Below are 16,960 nucleotides of genomic sequence, written 5' to 3' on the forward strand. Positions count from 1 at the left end.
ATATTTCACACTAGAAACAACAAGAAGAACAAAAAAATCATTAAACCTATATCAAGTAATACTGCCTTTTTATCTCCTTCTTTTATACTCATCATAAAATTAGAAATTATTTTAATTCCAAAAAAGACCATCATAAATAACCCACCGAAGTGATCATTCGTAGAATCTTCATCATAAAACATTTGTATTGCACCGATAATTAATAAGATAAGTATGATATTCGTTCCAATCTTTAAAGCCTTGTTTGATTTAGTATCTTTTAATGTATCTCCCAAAATGTAGCACGCCCTCTCATGCTCTCCTATGTTTTATCTCTCTTTATATTTTAACACAAATTACCTATTATCCCCTTTTTGTTCGAATAACATAAAAAACCTACCAATTACTTGGCAGGTACATTACACGTTAAAGCGATAACCAGCTCCCCATACTGTTTCAATATATTGCGGGTGAGCAGGATCTCTTTCAATTTTTTCACGTAGCTTTCTAATGTGAACAACGACAGTGGCTAAATCGCCAGCTGAGTCTAATCCCCAAATACGTTCAAATAACTGTTCTTTATTTAACACTTGGTTTGGATGCGTTACAAAGAATGTTAGTAAATCAAATTCCTTCGTTGTAAACGCAATTTCTTCATTGTTTATAAAAACTTTTCTCGCTCGCTGATCGATAGAAATCCCATGAATATACAACGTATCGCGTTGCTTACTCACATTTCCTGATAATCTTTCATAACGAGAAATATGTGCCTTTACTCTTGCTACTAATTCACTCGGGCTAAACGGTTTCGTTATATAATCATCCGCTCCTAAACCGAGTCCGCGAATTTTATCTATATCTTCCTTCTTTGCTGAAACAAGTAAAATCGGAATGTCTTTTATAGCACGTATTTGTTTACAAATTTCAAAACCATTCATTTTCGGAAGCATAATATCTAAAATAATTAAATCATAATCTTCCTGAAGAGCCATTTGTAGACCTATTTCTCCTGAATGCTCTACATCAACTTGAAAATCACTAATTTCTAAATAATCTCTCTGTAATTCTGCGATACTTATTTCATCTTCTACTAGTAAAATTCTCTTCATTCTACTCACCACATTCCTGTACTTTTTTCAATGAGAAGAAAATACTTGTACCTTCCCCAAGCTTACTTTCCGCCCAAATTTCTCCGCCATGTTCTTCAACAATTTGCTTCGCTATCGCTAAGCCAAGTCCACTTCCACCTGTGCTAGAATTTCGCGATTGCTCTGCACGATAAAACCGCTCAAATATATACGGCAGCGTATCAGCTTCTATACCTGATCCATTGTCCATCACTTTCACAATGACTGTATTGTTATCACTTAATACTGTTACAGTAATTTTCTTCGCTTCTTTATCCATGTACTTCACACTATTATGAATTAAATTTGATATCACTCTATTTATCTTTTCACAATCGGCCGTTACATATAGTGGTGATGAATGTAATTGTAAATAAACTTCTATACCTTCCTCACTTAAATCCATCTGCATCTCTTCTAATAATTCTTGCATAAACACGTTTAACTCTATCGTTTCAAACTGAAAAGGAACTCGATTCAAATCAAGCTTCGAAAACAAAAAGAGCTCATCAATGAGTGTATCCATATGCTTCGCCTTCGTATGAATGGTCGTTAAATACTTATCCATTTTTTCTGGCGTATTTGCGACCCCGTCTTTTATGCCTTCTACATATCCGATAATAGATGTAATCGGTGTTTTTAAATCATGAGATATGTTTGAAATGAGCTCTTTTCGATTTTCTTCATACTGCGTTTGTACTTCAATCGACTCTTTTAATCTCTTCCTCATTTCCTCAAATCCTTGATTTAATTGCCCAATCTCATCATGGGATGTAACAGGAATTTGAAAATCTAAATCCCCTTCTTTAATTCTCCCAGTCGCATCTTTCAGTACAAAAATTGGTTTTATCACACTTCTTGAGACGAAATAACTTAATAGCCCTATGAGTAAAATGGCTAACAGTAAAAGCGCTCCGAACAAAATCGGAAATAACTTTTGTGTAAGATCAACAAATGAACTTTGCCTTTTTAGTACAAATATACTCCCTTCTTCATCCCCAGGAAAATAAAAATCAAATTTTACATATCGATAAAATGTATCGCCTAGTTCCGTTGTACCACGACTATTAATATTTGCTGATTCAAATTTCGGAAGGGCTTCTTTTAAAGATACTCTTTCAAATACTTTTGTAGCATAAGAAATGGTTTCTCCCTTTCTTACAACTATTTTCACACCTTCTTTTTCAAGTGTTGAAACGAACGATTCATCTAATAGTTGAGATTGATTTTTCTTTGCCGCTAATTTCAATTCAATATACGTATTCTCTTCTTCTGGCGTAAGCGGCTTTTGAATATAGGAACTTTTATAGAAATTTTTCACTGATTCCAAGTCTCCCGTTATGGAAAAAACAATTAAAAATCCCGCGACTAATATGAGCGTAATGGAAACGAGAATAACAGCAATATAAGAGAATAAAAATCTTGTTTTAATAGACATATGTTACATCCTCACTTTACCAAACCTTATTACTCATAAGCATAAAAATATATGTTCAAATACTCAAGCGATTTTATAGTAATTTTAGCGTCAGTTTATAAAAATTTAATGTTCTTATTTTACAGTTGAAATGAGGAGGTTGAAATTCCATGTTCAAAAAAACATTAAGCATGATCTGTTGCGTAATTTTTTTGCAAGGTTGCTCGCAAGAACAAGAAGTTAAAAAGGAGATGACAAACATGGAGACAGCGCTACTAGCAGCTACTGAAAAACAAGAAACGAATACCGTTATATCGTTACTCAAAAAAGGGGCTGACATAAATGTAACAGACAATAAAGGACGTACCCCTCTTATGATTGCTACATACAAAAATGATGTAAAAACCGCAAAAGCGCTTATCGAAGCTGGGGCTGACGTAAATATCCAAGATGATATGAAAAATAATCCCTTTCTATACGCCGGTGCAGAAGGTTACTTCGATATTTTAAAACTAACAATTGATGCCGGTGCAGATCCATCGCTTACGAATCGTTACGGCGGAACAGCTCTTATTCCTGCCTCAGAACATGGCTATATTGATGTAATTAAAGAACTCCTTACGCGAACAACTATTGATGTTAACCATGTAAATAATCTCGGGTGGACCGCTTTAATGGAAGCCATCGTATTAAGTAACGGAAATGAAACACAGCAACAAGTCATTCAGCTTCTTATTGAACACGGTGCAGATGTAAATATTCCAGACAACGATGGTGTTACCCCGTTAGAACTTGCTCGCGCTCATAACTTTGAAGAGATAGAGAAGATTTTGCTAGCGACAAATAAATAAAAGCTCATTTCCTATAAAAAACGTATCATTTTCAAATCTATTTTTTGCCATTCTCCCCAGTCTATGCTACAGTTATTTCGTCACATAGCTATACAGCTAGACAACTTATATATTTATAATAGGGTGGGAAAAAACATGAGCAAACCTCGTATTGGAATGATTGGATTAGGTAGCATTGCACAAAAGGCTTACCTTCCAACACTGACAAAGGAAACTGATTGGACTTTTGTGGGAGCGTTTACACCTAATGTTAATAAAAGAAAACAAATTTGCGAGCAATATCGTATTCAAGATTTCGCTAACCTTCAGGCACTCGCTTCAGAATGTGATGCGGCTTTCGTCCATAGTTCAACTGCTACACATTATGAAATCGTTTCTGAACTTCTGAAAAAAGGAATTGACGTTTATGTTGATAAGCCGCTAGCAGCTACAGTGGAACAAGCTGAGCAACTAGTCGAGTTGAGCGAAAAGCATAACAGAAAGTTAATGGTCGGATTTAATCGCCGCTTCGTTCCTATGTATGTTGCTGCAAAAGAGCAAGCTCATAATATTTCATGGGTTCGAATTGAAAAGCATCGCACAAATAAAGTCGGGCCATATACATATGACTTTACTATGTTAGATGATTACTTACATATTGTAGATACTGCTCGCTGGTTAGCTAATGATGACCTTAACGTCGTTCATAATATGATGCAAATGAATGAAAAGAATGAACTTCTTTACGGACATCATACATATACAACTCCAAGTGGACTGTTACTTTCTACCGCGATGCATCGCCACGCCGGTACAAATTTAGAACAAATTGAACTTGTAACGACAGGTAAAATCATTCGCGTAAAAAATATGAACACATTTGAAGTTGAGCAGGAAAATGCAGTTTCTCAGATTGGTTCACCATCATGGGATACAACGTTAAAACAACGTGGTTTTGAAGATGCTGTTCATCATTTTATCGAATGTGTACACGGCGATACAAAGCCTGTTGTAGATGGATTAGAAGGATTAAAAACGCAGCAACTGTTGCAATCTCTACTGAACGATCTAATCAAAAATTAAAACGGATACATTTTTCAGAATTTACTTTCATTCCCATTTTCCCTTTATTTCTATCGCAAATTTCTATAGAATATGTTGATAGGAATTATAAATTTCATATTGAATCGTGGAAAGGATGGGATTAACACATGTGGAACGAGTTTAAAAAATTCGCATTCAAAGGGAATGTAATCGATTTAGCTGTCGGGGTTGTAATCGGGGCTGCATTCGGTAAAATCGTTAGTTCTTTAGTAAAAGATATTATCACACCATTACTTGGTATGGTATTAGGTGGCGTTAACTTTACAGATTTAAAAATTACATTTGGTAAATCATCCATTATGTATGGTAACTTTATCCAAACTATTTTTGATTTCTTAATTATTGCAGCTGCTATCTTTATGTTCGTTAAAGTGTTCAACAAACTAACATCTAAAAGAGAAGAAGAAAAAGTGGAAGAAATTCCAGAACCAACAAAAGAAGAAGAACTTCTTGGCGAAATTCGCGACTTATTAAAACAACAAAATTCTTCTAAAGATAGAGCATAATTGAACGGATAAAAAGGCATGCCCCTCGGGACATGCCTTTTCTATATGTTATAACGTTTCCGAATTCATATGAATAAATAAAATAATACCTGCAACCATAAGTACCATAATACTACCTGCAAATAGTGTAATACCCATGAACATTAAACTTGTGCTCATGTCCACTGATACACTTTCAATAAAAATAGAAATTACATACGTGATAAGGGCAATTCCTGCAAGAATACTTCCTGGAACAAATCGCTTTAAGCCATTTTGTTTTAACGTCATATATGCAAAAATAGCAGTCATACAAAGCGTAATTATCCAAAGAACGATCATCTTTTCTCCCCCCTCACAAGCCTTTTCTTTCTATTATACATGACATTGCCCTATAATAGTTAAATTTGCACTTATGTGACATATAACAAGGAATAATACCAATTTTGTAGCGAAGTCACCAATAGGACGCATACTTAGGAGGATTTCAATTGAAAGATGATATTGTAGGATATTTTAAACAAGTAGAGCGATTCGATTATATTACAATCGACTTAGACAAAAAGTTTTTTTATATCGAAGTTGTACAATTAGAAACAAATATCACTTAACTTAGACAAGGATGAAACTATTATTGCTGGCAATGTAAAACAATATGAACCTTCTCGGTTAGAACATTTAATACAAAGCTTTAAGCGCACTGCACAAGCATGCCTTGAACATAATTTACAGAGTCCTGAAGAACTTTTTGCATTTTGGAAAGGAAATTGACCACTTTAAAAATGGATATCATTCATATAAATTGATATAATTACCATATAAAACTATTCTTTACAAGGGAGTGTTCATAATGATTTGGATTTCACTAATCGTATTAGCCTATTTCATCATTCTCGTCCCAATACAATATAACTATATTAAGATGCTCAAGACAAAACAGAAAAAAATGAACGTGTCACAAAACGAACTATATGACAACATGTCTTATGAAGAATCCCAAATACACTATCATTATCAAAGTAACGTATTTACAATACCTGCTTCGCTTGTCGCAAGTATTATTTATAGAGTGAAACATGCAGCATAATATGTACGCTATAAAATTATTGTTTGAATCTGTTCATTCTGGTGAGCCTAATACTACAAAAATGGATGAGCATTATGAAGAAAATCACGATACACTTTTTGAAGAAAGTATTATTCTTGTTAAAGCAAACAGTTTAGAAGAAGCTCATGAACTAGGTGAAAAAATCGCTATGCAATCTGAAGATACATACAATAACATGTATGATGAGCAAGTGACATGGACGTTTCGAAAAGTATTGCATGTGTTTGAATTAGACGATACACCATTTGAAACTGGAAAAGAACTATACGCAAGGTTTTTACACGTTAAGAAAAACGAAACGGTAAATACCGTAGTAAAAACATACTATCCTGAATACGAATAAAAGCTCACAGCAATTGCTGTGAGCTTTTTTATACTTACTTCGTTGAATCTCTAAATTGGATGCGGTGAGGTAAGATAACAGTGTGATCTTCCACTTTTTCCTTGTTCATATACTTTGTTAATAGACGCATTGCTACTGCACCGATATCATACATTGGTTGTACAACTGTTGAAAGTTGTGGACGAACCATTAATGCAAGGCGTGTATTATCGAAACCAAGTACTTCTACATCAGTTGGTACGTTTAATCCAGCGTCTTGTGCTGCATGGATTACACCTAGTGCCATTTCGTCAGAAGATACGAAGATTGCTGTTGGCTTTTCATCACTGCTCCAAAGCTTTTCGAATGCTTCGATACCGGAATCATATGTGTAATCTCCATCGATTATAAGATTTTCATCATATGAAATACCTGCTTCTTCTAAAGCTTTTTTATAACCTTGTAACTTCTTCGCGCTTCCCGCTTTATTAATGAAAGGACCAGAGACGAAACCGATACGCTTATGTCCTTGCTCAATAAAGTGCTTCATTGCGTCGTAAGCTGCTTGTGTATAATCAATATTTACTGATGGCGTTTCATTTTGCTCATCAAATGACGCCGCTAATACGATTGGTACTGGAGACTTTTTGAACTCTTCAATGTGAATGTCTGTAATATCTTCACCCATGAAAACAATTCCGTCCACTTGTTTTCCAAGCATCGTATTTAATAAATGGAACTCTTTCTCTTTGTTTTGGTCAGAGTTACTTAAAATGATGTTATATTTGTACATTGTTGCGATATCTTCAATTCCACGAGCAAGTTCTGCATAAAACGTATTTGAGATATCAGGAATAATAACACCTACTGTAGTTGTCTTCTTACTTGCTAGTCCACGTGCTACCGCATTTGGGCGGTACCCTAAACGATCAATTGCTTCTAATACTTTCTTTCTTGTTGTAGGCTTTACATTTGGATTACCGTTCACTACACGAGATACGGTAGCCATTGAAACGTTTGCTTCACGCGCTACATCATAAATTGTTACGTTCATCTCATCGCACACTCCTTCTATTTTTGTTATCTATTTTTATGTATCGGTTACTTGAATGAAAAAAAGACATCAACTCTATTTGCAGATGCCACCAATCGTCCCGAGTTCTTCCTTTTACTAATGATACGATAAAAACGCAGGCTCATACAATATTTTCCCGCAAAAGTTTCGAAAAAATTCGCTTCTTTTCTCGTATTTTCGTATTTTTTATGAAAAAAAGGACATTTTTTGTAAAAATATAGATATTCAATACGTAGAAACCTTATTTTAAGCAATACGATAGTAGATAGTAAATGAAATTTATATCGGTGATTTTTCAAATATATCGACTTACCGACAGAAACCGAAAATGATATTCATTTGATGCGCGCTGGATCTGGGCTGGCAATAGGAGGTCACATCGCCCTGTAGAATGCGTTATATCGACAACGACAGGTAAATATGTGTTTCTTTCTTTAAAATCGGCACAGCGGAAACATGAAGCGTATTACGCATCGATCTTTCATTGCTTCAGAAAATTGACGTACTTGTTCATAACTTTCTACTGTGCATGGTCCCATAATAAAAAGCTGATTTCCATCACCATTAATTTCAACAATCGTATCTTCTTGTAACTCTAAACGAGCTTGGAAAGTATGTTATAACATCTAGGTTTCAAATGGCTCATTATTATTCTCTGCGATTACATATAGCATAACTTACCTTCCCGTTTCAGAAACTAATTGTAAGTCACGACCTATTTATTGATAGTTTGTATATATTAGCATTTAAATCTCGATTCCTCTAATTTCAAAAATTCCCCAAACCTATTTACCAAATCTTTTTTCGTAGTGGGAACTTCTTGAGGCATATAATTAACAAAACTCACCATATCTTCTGGATAGTGATGATTTCCATAAAACTTTGCAATTTCATTTAATAACTCATTATCTTCTTTACATCTTTCTTTTATTTCAGATAAACAAACAAATCTTAGTTTTCTTTTCTCTTCTACTAACACTGTGCTTTCTTCATCTAATTGAGAAAAATAATTAGTTTTTATTTCTAACATCACCTTACCTAAATTTTCATTAGAGACTCTCCATGAAAGTTCACTAACAAACTCACTTTCATCACCAATCCCCATCAATTCTACTGCATAATCAGAAATAACGTCTTTACTAAAATAATTCCCTTGGACGCCTACAAAAATAGTTTTCCAATCATACTTAATATGTTTATTTTTTAAGTCTCTTAAGTTCATATGACTTCCCCCTTACTTTTTGGAATTTGATTTGGCTTATCCGCCATAACACCATTTTCAATAAAAAAAGACAGTTTAAACACTGTCTTTTTTTTATAAGAAGGAAACAAACGGTTTTTCGCTGTTTTTCTCTTTTATAATAATTGCCTCGATTTTACTCTCGGACTTTATCTGCAATTGTACTTTCGCATCTTTAGGTAATTTTTCTAACATACTTTGAGCAGCCATTTGGGTAAGAGCCATTAATTCTGTTTTACCGTTATATTTAATAACGATATTCATATTTAATGTATCCATCTGGTTTTTCTTGTAAGAAACTTTAGCATTTACTGGGATAAAATCTGCCGGAGAAAAATCTTTCATTGCCTTAGCAAATTCAGTTATTTTTGTATTATCTTCTCCATGTGCTTGTTTAAATTCATCAGAAGGATATGAAAACGCTTGTTCATCAATCGTACTCCAATTTCCAAGGTTCGTATCATTCTTTTGAACAGTAGCACTAGCAATATACGTACCATTTTTTAAAGAACTTGTACTTTCTTGCTTAAAGATAGCAAACGTAATTGGAGACTTATTATACTTGTCATTTTTATTAATCGCTTCAATAAGTTGCTTGGCAACTTCAGTACCCTTAGACATAGCTTCTTCATTCGATACACTTGAAGACATAGCTAAACCGATCATAACACCAGATAAACTTAGTTCGTTTGAATTCTGTTTTCCGAAATAGTCTTGTTCTATAATATTCGTCAAAACTGGCGCTTCTACTTTTGCGACTAGTTCATCAACTAACTTCTCCGGAATATACTGATTTAATTGTAGTACATGATTTTCTGTATCAAATTGCTGCGCTGCAATATTCATTAAACCATTTTCATACTCTGCTAAATCTAATTTAGAATTTGTTTTTATATTAGCTGTATTTATAACCTTTTGTTCTTTTAAAGGAATTACAGTTCTATAATAATCTTTCGAAACAGCAGTTCTCGGGATCATGCTTTTTTCTTTCGTATCCTTCTGTATAACTTCATCCTTCTTACTAATCGTATCATTACTACAAGCTCCTAGTAATAAACTTACGACCGCGAAGGATAATGCCATTTTCTTCATTACTTAAAACCTACTTTCAACAATCTAATTATTTAATTTGAACTAATAACAGTGTACCATTAAATATATTTCAACAAAAACAAAAAAAAGAAGCAAGCACCTTTAGCTTGCTTCTTTTTACTTAATATTCTCTTCTAAAGCATCTTTTTTAATGTTCCAATGAGACGTATTCCATACTACCATCCCATCTTTTATGTATAACACTTGCGGAGATTCATGTTTAATGCTGTACTGTTCTGCAACACGATTCGAAACATCTCTCGCATCTTGTACGTATAAGTAATACGCTGGTACTGCTCTTTCTTCATTACAATACGCTTGAAATTCTGTATATGCACCGTGACTAATCGGGCATGTCGTACTATGTTTAAAAAGAACATACGGCTCGTTTTTTTCTACTAATACTTCAAGCTCTTCAATTGTTTCAACTTTTGTCATATTCATCACGATTCACCTCTCATACGAAGTCTAGAGCGCTTCTCTTTCTTTTCAGCTTTTTTCTCAAGTCTTTCTAATTTACGCTCTTCTTTTTCAACCTTTTTCTCTTGTCTTGTCGCACGATAATGATTGTATACTTCAATTGCTGCGCTACTCCACTGTACAACTTGCGCTACTTTATCTGCATTGTTTTCAATTTCGTCCGTAACAGAATCTGATACATTACGAAGTTTCGTATTTAAAGAATGGATTGTCGTTCCAATTCCATCTACACCCGATACTACTTTATTTAATGATTGTGACTTCTGTTGAATGTCATCAGCTAACGCATTTGTTTTATGTAATAATTGCTCCGTCTCTACGCTAATCCCTTGCATTTGCTTTTCTAAACCTTCTAACGTGCTTGCAACGTTTTCTAACGTCTTTTGAACCGATAACAACGTTCTGCATACATACACTACTAATACAGCGAAAGCAACCGCGATAATAGCTGCACTTACATATAAAAGAACTTGCATTTCATCACTTCCTTTATCTTTTTCATACTTTCCCCTATTATACAATCATTTTCCGTTTCGTTCTAATCCCTATCTTTTCATTAGAATTTTCATACTTATTCGTTAACTTTAACATAAATGATTCAACAAATTCCACTAAGTAGGTTACAATAGGAGAGGATACATAATTAGTAGGGAGGCTTTACATATGAAAGATCCACGCATTGAAAAGTTAGCATACAATTTAATTAACTACTCTATCCGCTTACAAAAAGGCGAAAAAGTATTAATTGAAAACTTTGGCTTACAAAAAGAACTTGTAACTGCACTTGTAAAAGAAGCATATGCCGCTGGTGGTTTCCCATTCGTTTCTTTAAAAGATCATCAAGTAGATCGCTCTTTATTAATGGGTGCTACTGAAAAACATTTCGAACAAATCGCTGCATATGAAGCAAGCGTAATGAAAGATATGGACGCTTATATCGGTCTTCGCTCTGGCGATAACATTAACGAACAAGCTGACGTGCCAAGTGAAAGAATGCAAATTCACGGTCAAACAGTTGGTAAGAAAGTTCATAGAGACATCCGCGTTCCGAAAACGCGCTGGGTTGTTCTTCGCTACCCAAATGCTTCTATGGCGCAGCTTGCTAAAATGAGCACAGAAGCTTTCGAAGACTTCTACTTCGAAGTTTGTAACTTAGACTACGGTAAAATGGATAAGGCAATGGATAGCCTTGTTACATTAATGAATAAAACAGACAAAGTTCGTTTAACTGGCCCTGGAACTGACTTAACATTCTCTATTAAAGACATTCCAGCTATTAAATGCTCTGGTCATTTAAATATTCCAGACGGTGAAGTATATTCTGCACCAGTTCGCGATTCTGTTAACGGTACAGTTTCTTACAACACACCATCTCCTTACAACGGTTATACATTTGAAAATGTACAACTTAAATTTGAGAACGGTCAAATCGTTGAAGCAACTGCAAACGATACAGAGCGCATTAACAAAATCTTCGATACAGACGAAGGCGCGCGTTTCGTTGGTGAGTTCGCAATCGGCGTAAACCCATACATCTTACATCCAATGGGAGATATCCTATTCGATGAAAAAATCGATGGTAGCTTCCACTTCACTCCTGGACAAGCTTACGACGATGCATGGAACGGCAACAACTCGAATATTCACTGGGATTTAGTATGCATCCAGCGCCCTGAATACGGCGGCGGCGAAATTTACTTCGACGACGTACTAATCCGTAAAGATGGACGCTTCGTTGTACCTGAATTAGAAGCTTTAAACCCAGAGAACTTAAAATAATGAAAAACGCTCGGAATGTTCTCCGAGCGTCTTTTTATTAATATTGTAATAAATCTTTCGCCACATCTTCTGGCACTTTAAAACTCATTTTCTTATTTTTCATTTCAACTTCGACATAAGAGACATCTTTATATACTGTCATCATACCAATTTCATGTAACTCTTTTTTATCATTACTCGACTCCGATAATTTTTTTGTATCCTCTTGGTACATTTTAAATGTTTTCCCTTGCGGAGTATCTAAAGGAACCGACTGCATTTCCCACTTATCCATTTTCATAACTTCAAACAGCTTTTCAATTTCTTTCTTATCACTTGAATCCGTAAGTGATTCAATCTCAACCTTTTGTGCCTTTTCTAAGTTCATATCTGCCTTTTCCTTCTTCGAACTACACCCTATTACAAGAAAGGATGCTGTTAGCAGAAATAGAAACAACATACAGATTTTTTTATCTCTAATCCTCCTGCACTATATAGAACTACTTTTCTCGCTTTTTGTTTGCTGAAAATGAAAATAATATAAAAGCGCCACTGCAATAGTACCTATTAATATTGGTACATATAAGGGCAGATCCCATTTCATATATACTCTAGTGCAACCAACAAGCACAAACAAAATTTCTAAACAGAATAAAGGTTTTACATATTTCATTTCTTACCTACCATTTCTATTTTCACATTTGGGTTCTCTTTCTCGATAAGCGCCAAAAATTCATTCATATGTTGCGGTATCGCAACCATATGTACTTTGTATGCATTCGTCGTAATTTCAAGGTATTTCCCAACTTGACGAATGATTCTTATCTCTTTCAATACGATATCGTCATTTAAAATGCCGTACTTTAATACACCATTTTCTACTTTATGCTTTTTAATAAATACTTCCCAAACGAGTGGCACATTTACAAGGAAGCATAAACCCATTCCAATTAACGCTGACATCCACTGCTCTTTATTTGAGATAATCATGACAAGTGGATATATGAACATAAAAACTAACGTGAGACAAACGAAAATTACTACTGACTTACTTCTTTGAATCGGAAAGTCCATACCTACACCCACTAACCTAAATTATACCAAATTTTCCATTTTGATTATAAAAAAAGGCCATTTCTGAATGACCTTTTCAAACAATGTACCTATAGAATTTCTTATCTACCTGTAACACTGGAAAACTTTTTGGCAACTCGTCTATACTCACACTTTGGAAATTATTCTTTCCATAAAAGCGATGCGCTGCTAAAAACTTCACTGTCGTTCCTAAGTAAATATCTTTCAGCTTTTTATTCTCAGCCCACGAAATTGCTGTTTGGAGCAACTTATGTGATGCGCCCCACCCTTTTCCGCGAAATTCTTTTTTTACGAACATTTTTCTTAGCGCTACTTGCTGATTCTCAATATCTAATAAAGCTACTGTTCCAACTACTTTATCATCATAAGTTGCTATCCAAAAGTTTCCACAATCCCTTTGATAGAACGTTTCTATTTCAAGTAAGTCTGGCTGCTCTTCTTTCGTAATGGGAACATTGTACTCTTTTTGCTGAATATGAACGATAAGATCTACTACTTCATCTTGAAACGTACTTTCATACGGAATAATGCGTATCTTCTCGTTCATCGGATCTCCTTCCACTCTGAAGCTAATAAACTATATACAGCGATATCATGAAAATGATCATATAACCATTCTTCATCTCTTAAAATACCATCTAACTTAAAACCTAAACGCTCTGGAATAGCTCGGCTTTTCTCGTTTTCAACACCGCATCTAATTTCTATTTTATTTAATTTTAAATTCTCAAATGCATAGTGAAGTACAGCCTTTACGCTACGCGTCATAATACCTGTCCCACCAGCATCTTCTGCAAGATAATATCCGAGACTTGCCGCTTTCTTCCCCCAACTTACTGGATGAATGCCCACCATCCCAACTAGCTTTCCTTTATAACGTATGCCACTTTCAAAACCGTCACCCTCTGCAAACTTCTTTAACCACATCGGACAAATTTCATCATACGCACCAGCAGATTTCATCCCATCTACCCAAGGAAGCCATCTTCGTAAATGATTACGGTTTTGGTCTATTAATTGATATAGTTCCTCTTTATGATGCTTCTCTAATAACTGTAATTCGATTTCGTCATCTACTCGAAGTGTGAACATGCTTTTTAGCCCCTTTTAGTTTTCTTATTATTCTAACACCTATAGATGCAAAATGTTAAATATTCACACTTTTTTCGATTTGATATAAGAACAACAACTATATATGATTGATATCTAGATATGAATCATATATAGTTAAAGTATGGAAAAAAATGATAATTTTATAATTCAATTACGTAAAGGTGTTTTTGATCTCGCTATTTTGTCTTTAATAAGTAAACAGCCTATGTACGGATACGAAATTACAAGTGCCTTACAAAATATCCCTGTGTTTCATATCCCGAACGGTTCGATTTACCCTATATTAAATCGAATCACGAAAAACAATTGGGCTGTTTCCTATTGGGAAGAGTCCGGTGATGGGCCAAAAAGAAAATACTATCGAATTACAGACGAAGGGAGAGAAATTTTAAATAGTCGCTTACATGATTATGATGCAGTGTATCATGCTCTAATGTTACTAGCTAAAGGAGAGGATAAAAAATGAACAAAGAACAATTCTTTTCAAATGAACTCATTACTTCTTTCTTACACGATCTTCATAAAGGTTTAATGAACTTACCTACGTCAGCAAGAGAACAACATGTGTTAGAGATCAAATCGGATTTATATGAAAATGCATTATGTAAAGAAAGTGAAGGGATACCATTAGCGAGCATTCCTTCACAAGTGATTGAAGAATTTCTTCCTCCAAAAGAATTAGCAAAGGAAATTGCAGGAGAATATACAGATGTTATTCAAGATGCACAGCAATCTACAAATACATTTATTAAATATTATTCCGGCCTATCTATCGGTCCACTCGGCGCTTTATCAGTGCCTATTGTACTCGGTTTTATAAATTTTTCTGCTAATTTACCATTTTTACTAGCCTTTATTGCAAGCAACATTTGGTTTATCTTTAGAGAAAACCATTGGAATATAGATTTATTAAAATACTTTAAAACAATTATTTTCATCAGTTCAAGACTGCTAATTGCTCTCCCATTCAGCTTTTTCGCTATTCGAATTATGATAACAAAACAATTCGATATGTTTTCATTCTATTATTTAATCGGATATGTACTTTTTAGTTCAATTTATATCGTTTTGTTAAAACAACTATACCAAAAAAATAAACAATACCAACATATCAACGCTTTTTAAAATATATCGAACACAACAAAAAAGACGCACAGCCACTGCTATGCGTCTTTTTTCTTACTTCTCTGCAACTTGAACTTCTTTTACGTAAGCCGCTTCGAATTTTTGGATGTCGCCTGCGCCCATGAAAATTAGAACGCCGTTTTTATGTTTCTTTAATACATCCGTTGTTGTATCTGTAATTAGTTCTGCACCGTCAATACGCTTTTGCAGATCTTCGATTGTTAATTCACCTTTGTTTTCGCGTGCTGATCCGAAAATATCACATAAGTATACTTGGTCAGCTTTGCTTAGACTTTCAGCGAACTCATCTAAGAATTTTTCTGTACGTGAGAATGTATGTGGCTGGAATACAGCGACAACTTCACGCTCTGGATGTTTTTGACGAGCTGCTTCAATCGTTGCATTAATTTCTGTCGGATGGTGTGCGTAGTCATCGATAATAACTTGCTCTCCCATTGGCTTTTCATTAAAGCGACGTTTTACGCCTTCAAAAGTTGTTAGCTGATGCTTAACTGCTTCTACATCAACGTTTTCATAATGGCAAAGCGCGATTACTGCTAATGCATTTAATACGCTGTGATTGCCGTATCCTGTAATTTTGAACGTGTCATAGTACGTATTACGAACGAATACATCGAAAATAGTACCATCTGTTCTCTTTTGAATGTTACGTGCTTGGAAATCATTATCTTCTCCAAATCCATAGAAAATAACAGGTACTTTCGCTTGAATTTTTTGAAGTTCTTCATCATCTCCACATGCAATAATGCCTTTTTTCACTTGCAATGCCATCTCTTGGAATGCATTGAATACATCATTGATATCTGAGAAATAATCTGGATGATCAAAATCAATGTTTGTCATAATCGCATAGTCTGGATTGTAAGACAAGAAATGACGACGATACTCACAAGCTTCAAATACAAAATACTTACTATTTTCTACCCCATGCCCTGTTCCATCTCCAATAAGGTAAGATGTAGGGTGTGCACCTTGCATTACATGGGCTAACAAGCCAGTTGTTGATGTTTTTCCATGTGCACCAGTTACAGCAACACTTGTGTATTGGTTCATAAGGTCACCTAAGAAGTGATGGTAACGATGTACCGGGATGTTTAATTCTTTTGCTGCTACGATTTCTTCATGCGTATCAGGAAATGCATTTCCTGCAATAATCACTTGTCCTTCTTTTACATTATTTTTATCAAAAGGAAGGATCGAGATATTACGCTTTTCCAACGCTGTTTGTGTAAAGAAACGCTTTTCATAATCAGACCCTTGAACAGTATGCTTCATGTCATGAAGAATTTGAGCTAATGAACTCATTCCTGTTCCTTTAATTCCTACAAAATGGTAAACTGTCATCTTAAAGAACCTCCAACATTTCGAACTAATACAACGGCCTATCTATAAGACAGTATATGAATCTTTTCTTATTTTGGTAATCATCATACATTTTTGATGTAGTGAAGTTATTCTTCCCTTCACCTATCAGGATAAACTCGTACGTACTTCTTTTTTATGTCCATAACAAATCCATTATAGCAAAAAAGAAGCCGCTATACTATGATAACAGAAAAACTGATAGGGTCAATCACCTATCAGTTTTT

The 16,960-nt window shown here is 34.7% G+C and carries 23 protein-coding genes and 2 pseudogenes; 9 read left to right on the plus strand and 16 right to left on the minus strand.

Annotated elements, in window-relative coordinates; genetic code table 11:
• Window positions 1–5: 5 nt before the first annotated feature.
• The 3 genes from FS802_RS23280 to FS802_RS23290 form a co-directional block, all read right to left on the minus strand.
• Window positions 6–275 (minus strand): hypothetical protein, encoded by a 270-nt coding sequence (locus FS802_RS23280; protein WP_098654456.1) that lies wholly within the window; start codon window positions 273–275, stop codon window positions 6–8.
• A gap of 123 nt (window positions 276–398) precedes the next feature.
• The gene (locus tag FS802_RS23285) at window positions 399–1,088 is read right to left on the minus strand and encodes a response regulator transcription factor (RefSeq protein ID WP_000821764.1); all 690 of its coding nucleotides are present in this window, start codon (window positions 1,086–1,088) and stop codon (window positions 399–401) included.
• Window position 1,089: 1 nt separating this feature from the next.
• Entirely contained in the window at window positions 1,090–2,544 is a 1,455-nt protein-coding gene (locus FS802_RS23290) for a sensor histidine kinase (RefSeq protein WP_098707675.1), read from the minus strand.
• A gap of 149 nt (window positions 2,545–2,693) precedes the next feature.
• Between FS802_RS23290 and FS802_RS23295 the strand changes: the two genes are divergently transcribed.
• From FS802_RS23295 to mscL, 3 genes are all read left to right on the plus strand, one after another.
• A complete protein-coding gene (locus FS802_RS23295; protein WP_098654454.1) occupies window positions 2,694–3,374 on the plus strand; it encodes an ankyrin repeat domain-containing protein in 681 nt (226 codons plus the stop codon).
• 135 nt (window positions 3,375–3,509) lie between these two features.
• Window positions 3,510–4,436 carry a Gfo/Idh/MocA family protein gene (locus FS802_RS23300; protein ID WP_098654453.1) on the plus strand — a complete coding sequence of 309 codons (927 nt, stop codon included), beginning with the start codon at window positions 3,510–3,512 and terminating at the stop codon, window positions 4,434–4,436.
• 128 nt (window positions 4,437–4,564) lie between these two features.
• Window positions 4,565–4,963 carry a large-conductance mechanosensitive channel protein MscL gene (gene mscL / locus FS802_RS23305; RefSeq protein WP_000267008.1) on the plus strand — a complete coding sequence of 133 codons (399 nt, stop codon included), beginning with the start codon at window positions 4,565–4,567 and terminating at the stop codon, window positions 4,961–4,963.
• Window positions 4,964–5,011: 48 nt separating this feature from the next.
• Here the strand turns inward: mscL and FS802_RS23310 are convergent, their stop codons facing one another.
• Window positions 5,012–5,284 (minus strand): DUF3917 domain-containing protein, encoded by a 273-nt coding sequence (locus FS802_RS23310; RefSeq protein WP_000636592.1) that lies wholly within the window; start codon window positions 5,282–5,284, stop codon window positions 5,012–5,014.
• A 149-nt stretch (window positions 5,285–5,433) separates the two neighbouring features.
• On the opposite strand from FS802_RS23310, the pseudogene dhp61 reads away from it, so the two are divergent.
• From dhp61 to FS802_RS23325, 3 genes and pseudogenes are all read left to right on the plus strand, one after another.
• Window positions 5,434–5,713, plus strand: a pseudogene (gene dhp61, locus FS802_RS23315) (protein Dhp61).
• Between the two features lie 79 nt (window positions 5,714–5,792).
• A complete protein-coding gene (locus FS802_RS23320) occupies window positions 5,793–6,029 on the plus strand; it encodes a DUF3949 domain-containing protein (RefSeq protein ID WP_000637905.1) in 237 nt (78 codons plus the stop codon).
• A 1-nt stretch (window position 6,030) separates the two neighbouring features.
• Window positions 6,031–6,393: a DUF4288 domain-containing protein gene (locus FS802_RS23325; RefSeq protein ID WP_141547140.1), complete on the plus strand. Its 363-nt coding sequence runs from the start codon at window positions 6,031–6,033 to the stop codon at window positions 6,391–6,393.
• A 34-nt stretch (window positions 6,394–6,427) separates the two neighbouring features.
• Here the strand turns inward: FS802_RS23325 and ccpA are convergent, their stop codons facing one another.
• The 6 genes and pseudogenes from ccpA to FS802_RS23365 form a co-directional block, all read right to left on the minus strand.
• Window positions 6,428–7,426 carry a catabolite control protein A gene (gene ccpA, locus FS802_RS23330; RefSeq protein ID WP_098654451.1) on the minus strand — a complete coding sequence of 333 codons (999 nt, stop codon included), beginning with the start codon at window positions 7,424–7,426 and terminating at the stop codon, window positions 6,428–6,430.
• A gap of 382 nt (window positions 7,427–7,808) precedes the next feature.
• A pseudogene (locus FS802_RS32095) lies at window positions 7,809–7,930 on the minus strand (bifunctional 3-deoxy-7-phosphoheptulonate synthase/chorismate mutase); the annotation flags it as partial.
• A gap of 256 nt (window positions 7,931–8,186) precedes the next feature.
• Window positions 8,187–8,669, minus strand: a complete 483-nt coding sequence (locus FS802_RS23350; RefSeq protein WP_070169156.1) for a DUF2247 family protein — start codon at window positions 8,667–8,669, stop codon at window positions 8,187–8,189.
• A 93-nt stretch (window positions 8,670–8,762) separates the two neighbouring features.
• Window positions 8,763–9,779: a CamS family sex pheromone protein gene (locus tag FS802_RS23355; protein WP_098654450.1), complete on the minus strand. Its 1,017-nt coding sequence runs from the start codon at window positions 9,777–9,779 to the stop codon at window positions 8,763–8,765.
• A gap of 117 nt (window positions 9,780–9,896) precedes the next feature.
• Complete coding sequence (ytxJ, locus tag FS802_RS23360; protein WP_064056632.1) at window positions 9,897–10,223, minus strand: bacillithiol system redox-active protein YtxJ; 327 nt, start codon at window positions 10,221–10,223, stop codon at window positions 9,897–9,899.
• Window positions 10,223–10,735 carry a DUF948 domain-containing protein gene (locus FS802_RS23365; RefSeq protein WP_001197725.1) on the minus strand — a complete coding sequence of 171 codons (513 nt, stop codon included), beginning with the start codon at window positions 10,733–10,735 and terminating at the stop codon, window positions 10,223–10,225. Before FS802_RS23365 ends, ytxJ begins: the two co-directional genes overlap by 1 nt.
• Window positions 10,736–10,922: 187 nt before the next feature.
• Between FS802_RS23365 and FS802_RS23370 the strand changes: the two genes are divergently transcribed.
• Entirely contained in the window at window positions 10,923–12,038 is a 1,116-nt protein-coding gene (locus FS802_RS23370) for an aminopeptidase (RefSeq protein ID WP_098654449.1), read from the plus strand.
• A 37-nt stretch (window positions 12,039–12,075) separates the two neighbouring features.
• On the opposite strand, the gene FS802_RS23375 is transcribed toward FS802_RS23370, so the two are convergent.
• From FS802_RS23375 to FS802_RS23395, 5 genes are all read right to left on the minus strand, one after another.
• A complete protein-coding gene (locus FS802_RS23375) occupies window positions 12,076–12,477 on the minus strand; it encodes a hypothetical protein (RefSeq protein ID WP_098654448.1) in 402 nt (133 codons plus the stop codon).
• Between the two features lie 30 nt (window positions 12,478–12,507).
• The gene (locus tag FS802_RS23380) at window positions 12,508–12,690 is read right to left on the minus strand and encodes a hypothetical protein (protein WP_000878351.1); all 183 of its coding nucleotides are present in this window, start codon (window positions 12,688–12,690) and stop codon (window positions 12,508–12,510) included.
• Complete coding sequence (locus FS802_RS23385; protein WP_000347187.1) at window positions 12,687–13,091, minus strand: PH domain-containing protein; 405 nt, start codon at window positions 13,089–13,091, stop codon at window positions 12,687–12,689. The genes FS802_RS23380 and FS802_RS23385 overlap by 4 nt, the downstream gene beginning before the upstream one ends.
• Window positions 13,092–13,167: 76 nt before the next feature.
• Complete coding sequence (locus tag FS802_RS23390; RefSeq protein ID WP_098654446.1) at window positions 13,168–13,659, minus strand: GNAT family N-acetyltransferase; 492 nt, start codon at window positions 13,657–13,659, stop codon at window positions 13,168–13,170.
• Window positions 13,656–14,204 carry a GNAT family N-acetyltransferase gene (locus tag FS802_RS23395; protein ID WP_000494657.1) on the minus strand — a complete coding sequence of 183 codons (549 nt, stop codon included), beginning with the start codon at window positions 14,202–14,204 and terminating at the stop codon, window positions 13,656–13,658. Before FS802_RS23395 ends, FS802_RS23390 begins: the two co-directional genes overlap by 4 nt.
• 142 nt (window positions 14,205–14,346) lie before the next feature.
• On the opposite strand from FS802_RS23395, the gene FS802_RS23400 reads away from it, so the two are divergent.
• Window positions 14,347–14,691 (plus strand): PadR family transcriptional regulator, encoded by a 345-nt coding sequence (locus FS802_RS23400; protein ID WP_000414144.1) that lies wholly within the window; start codon window positions 14,347–14,349, stop codon window positions 14,689–14,691.
• Window positions 14,688–15,350: an HAAS signaling domain-containing protein gene (locus tag FS802_RS23405; protein ID WP_098654445.1), complete on the plus strand. Its 663-nt coding sequence runs from the start codon at window positions 14,688–14,690 to the stop codon at window positions 15,348–15,350. The genes FS802_RS23400 and FS802_RS23405 overlap by 4 nt, the downstream gene beginning before the upstream one ends.
• 54 nt (window positions 15,351–15,404) lie before the next feature.
• On the opposite strand, the gene murC is transcribed toward FS802_RS23405, so the two are convergent.
• Entirely contained in the window at window positions 15,405–16,715 is a 1,311-nt protein-coding gene (gene murC / locus FS802_RS23410; RefSeq protein WP_000219461.1) for a UDP-N-acetylmuramate--L-alanine ligase, read from the minus strand.
• Window positions 16,716–16,960 lie beyond the last annotated feature (245 nt).

It is taken from the genome of Bacillus sp. DE0042, assembly GCF_007680225.1.
In the GTDB taxonomy this organism is placed as follows: domain Bacteria; phylum Bacillota; class Bacilli; order Bacillales; family Bacillaceae_G; genus Bacillus_A; species Bacillus_A wiedmannii.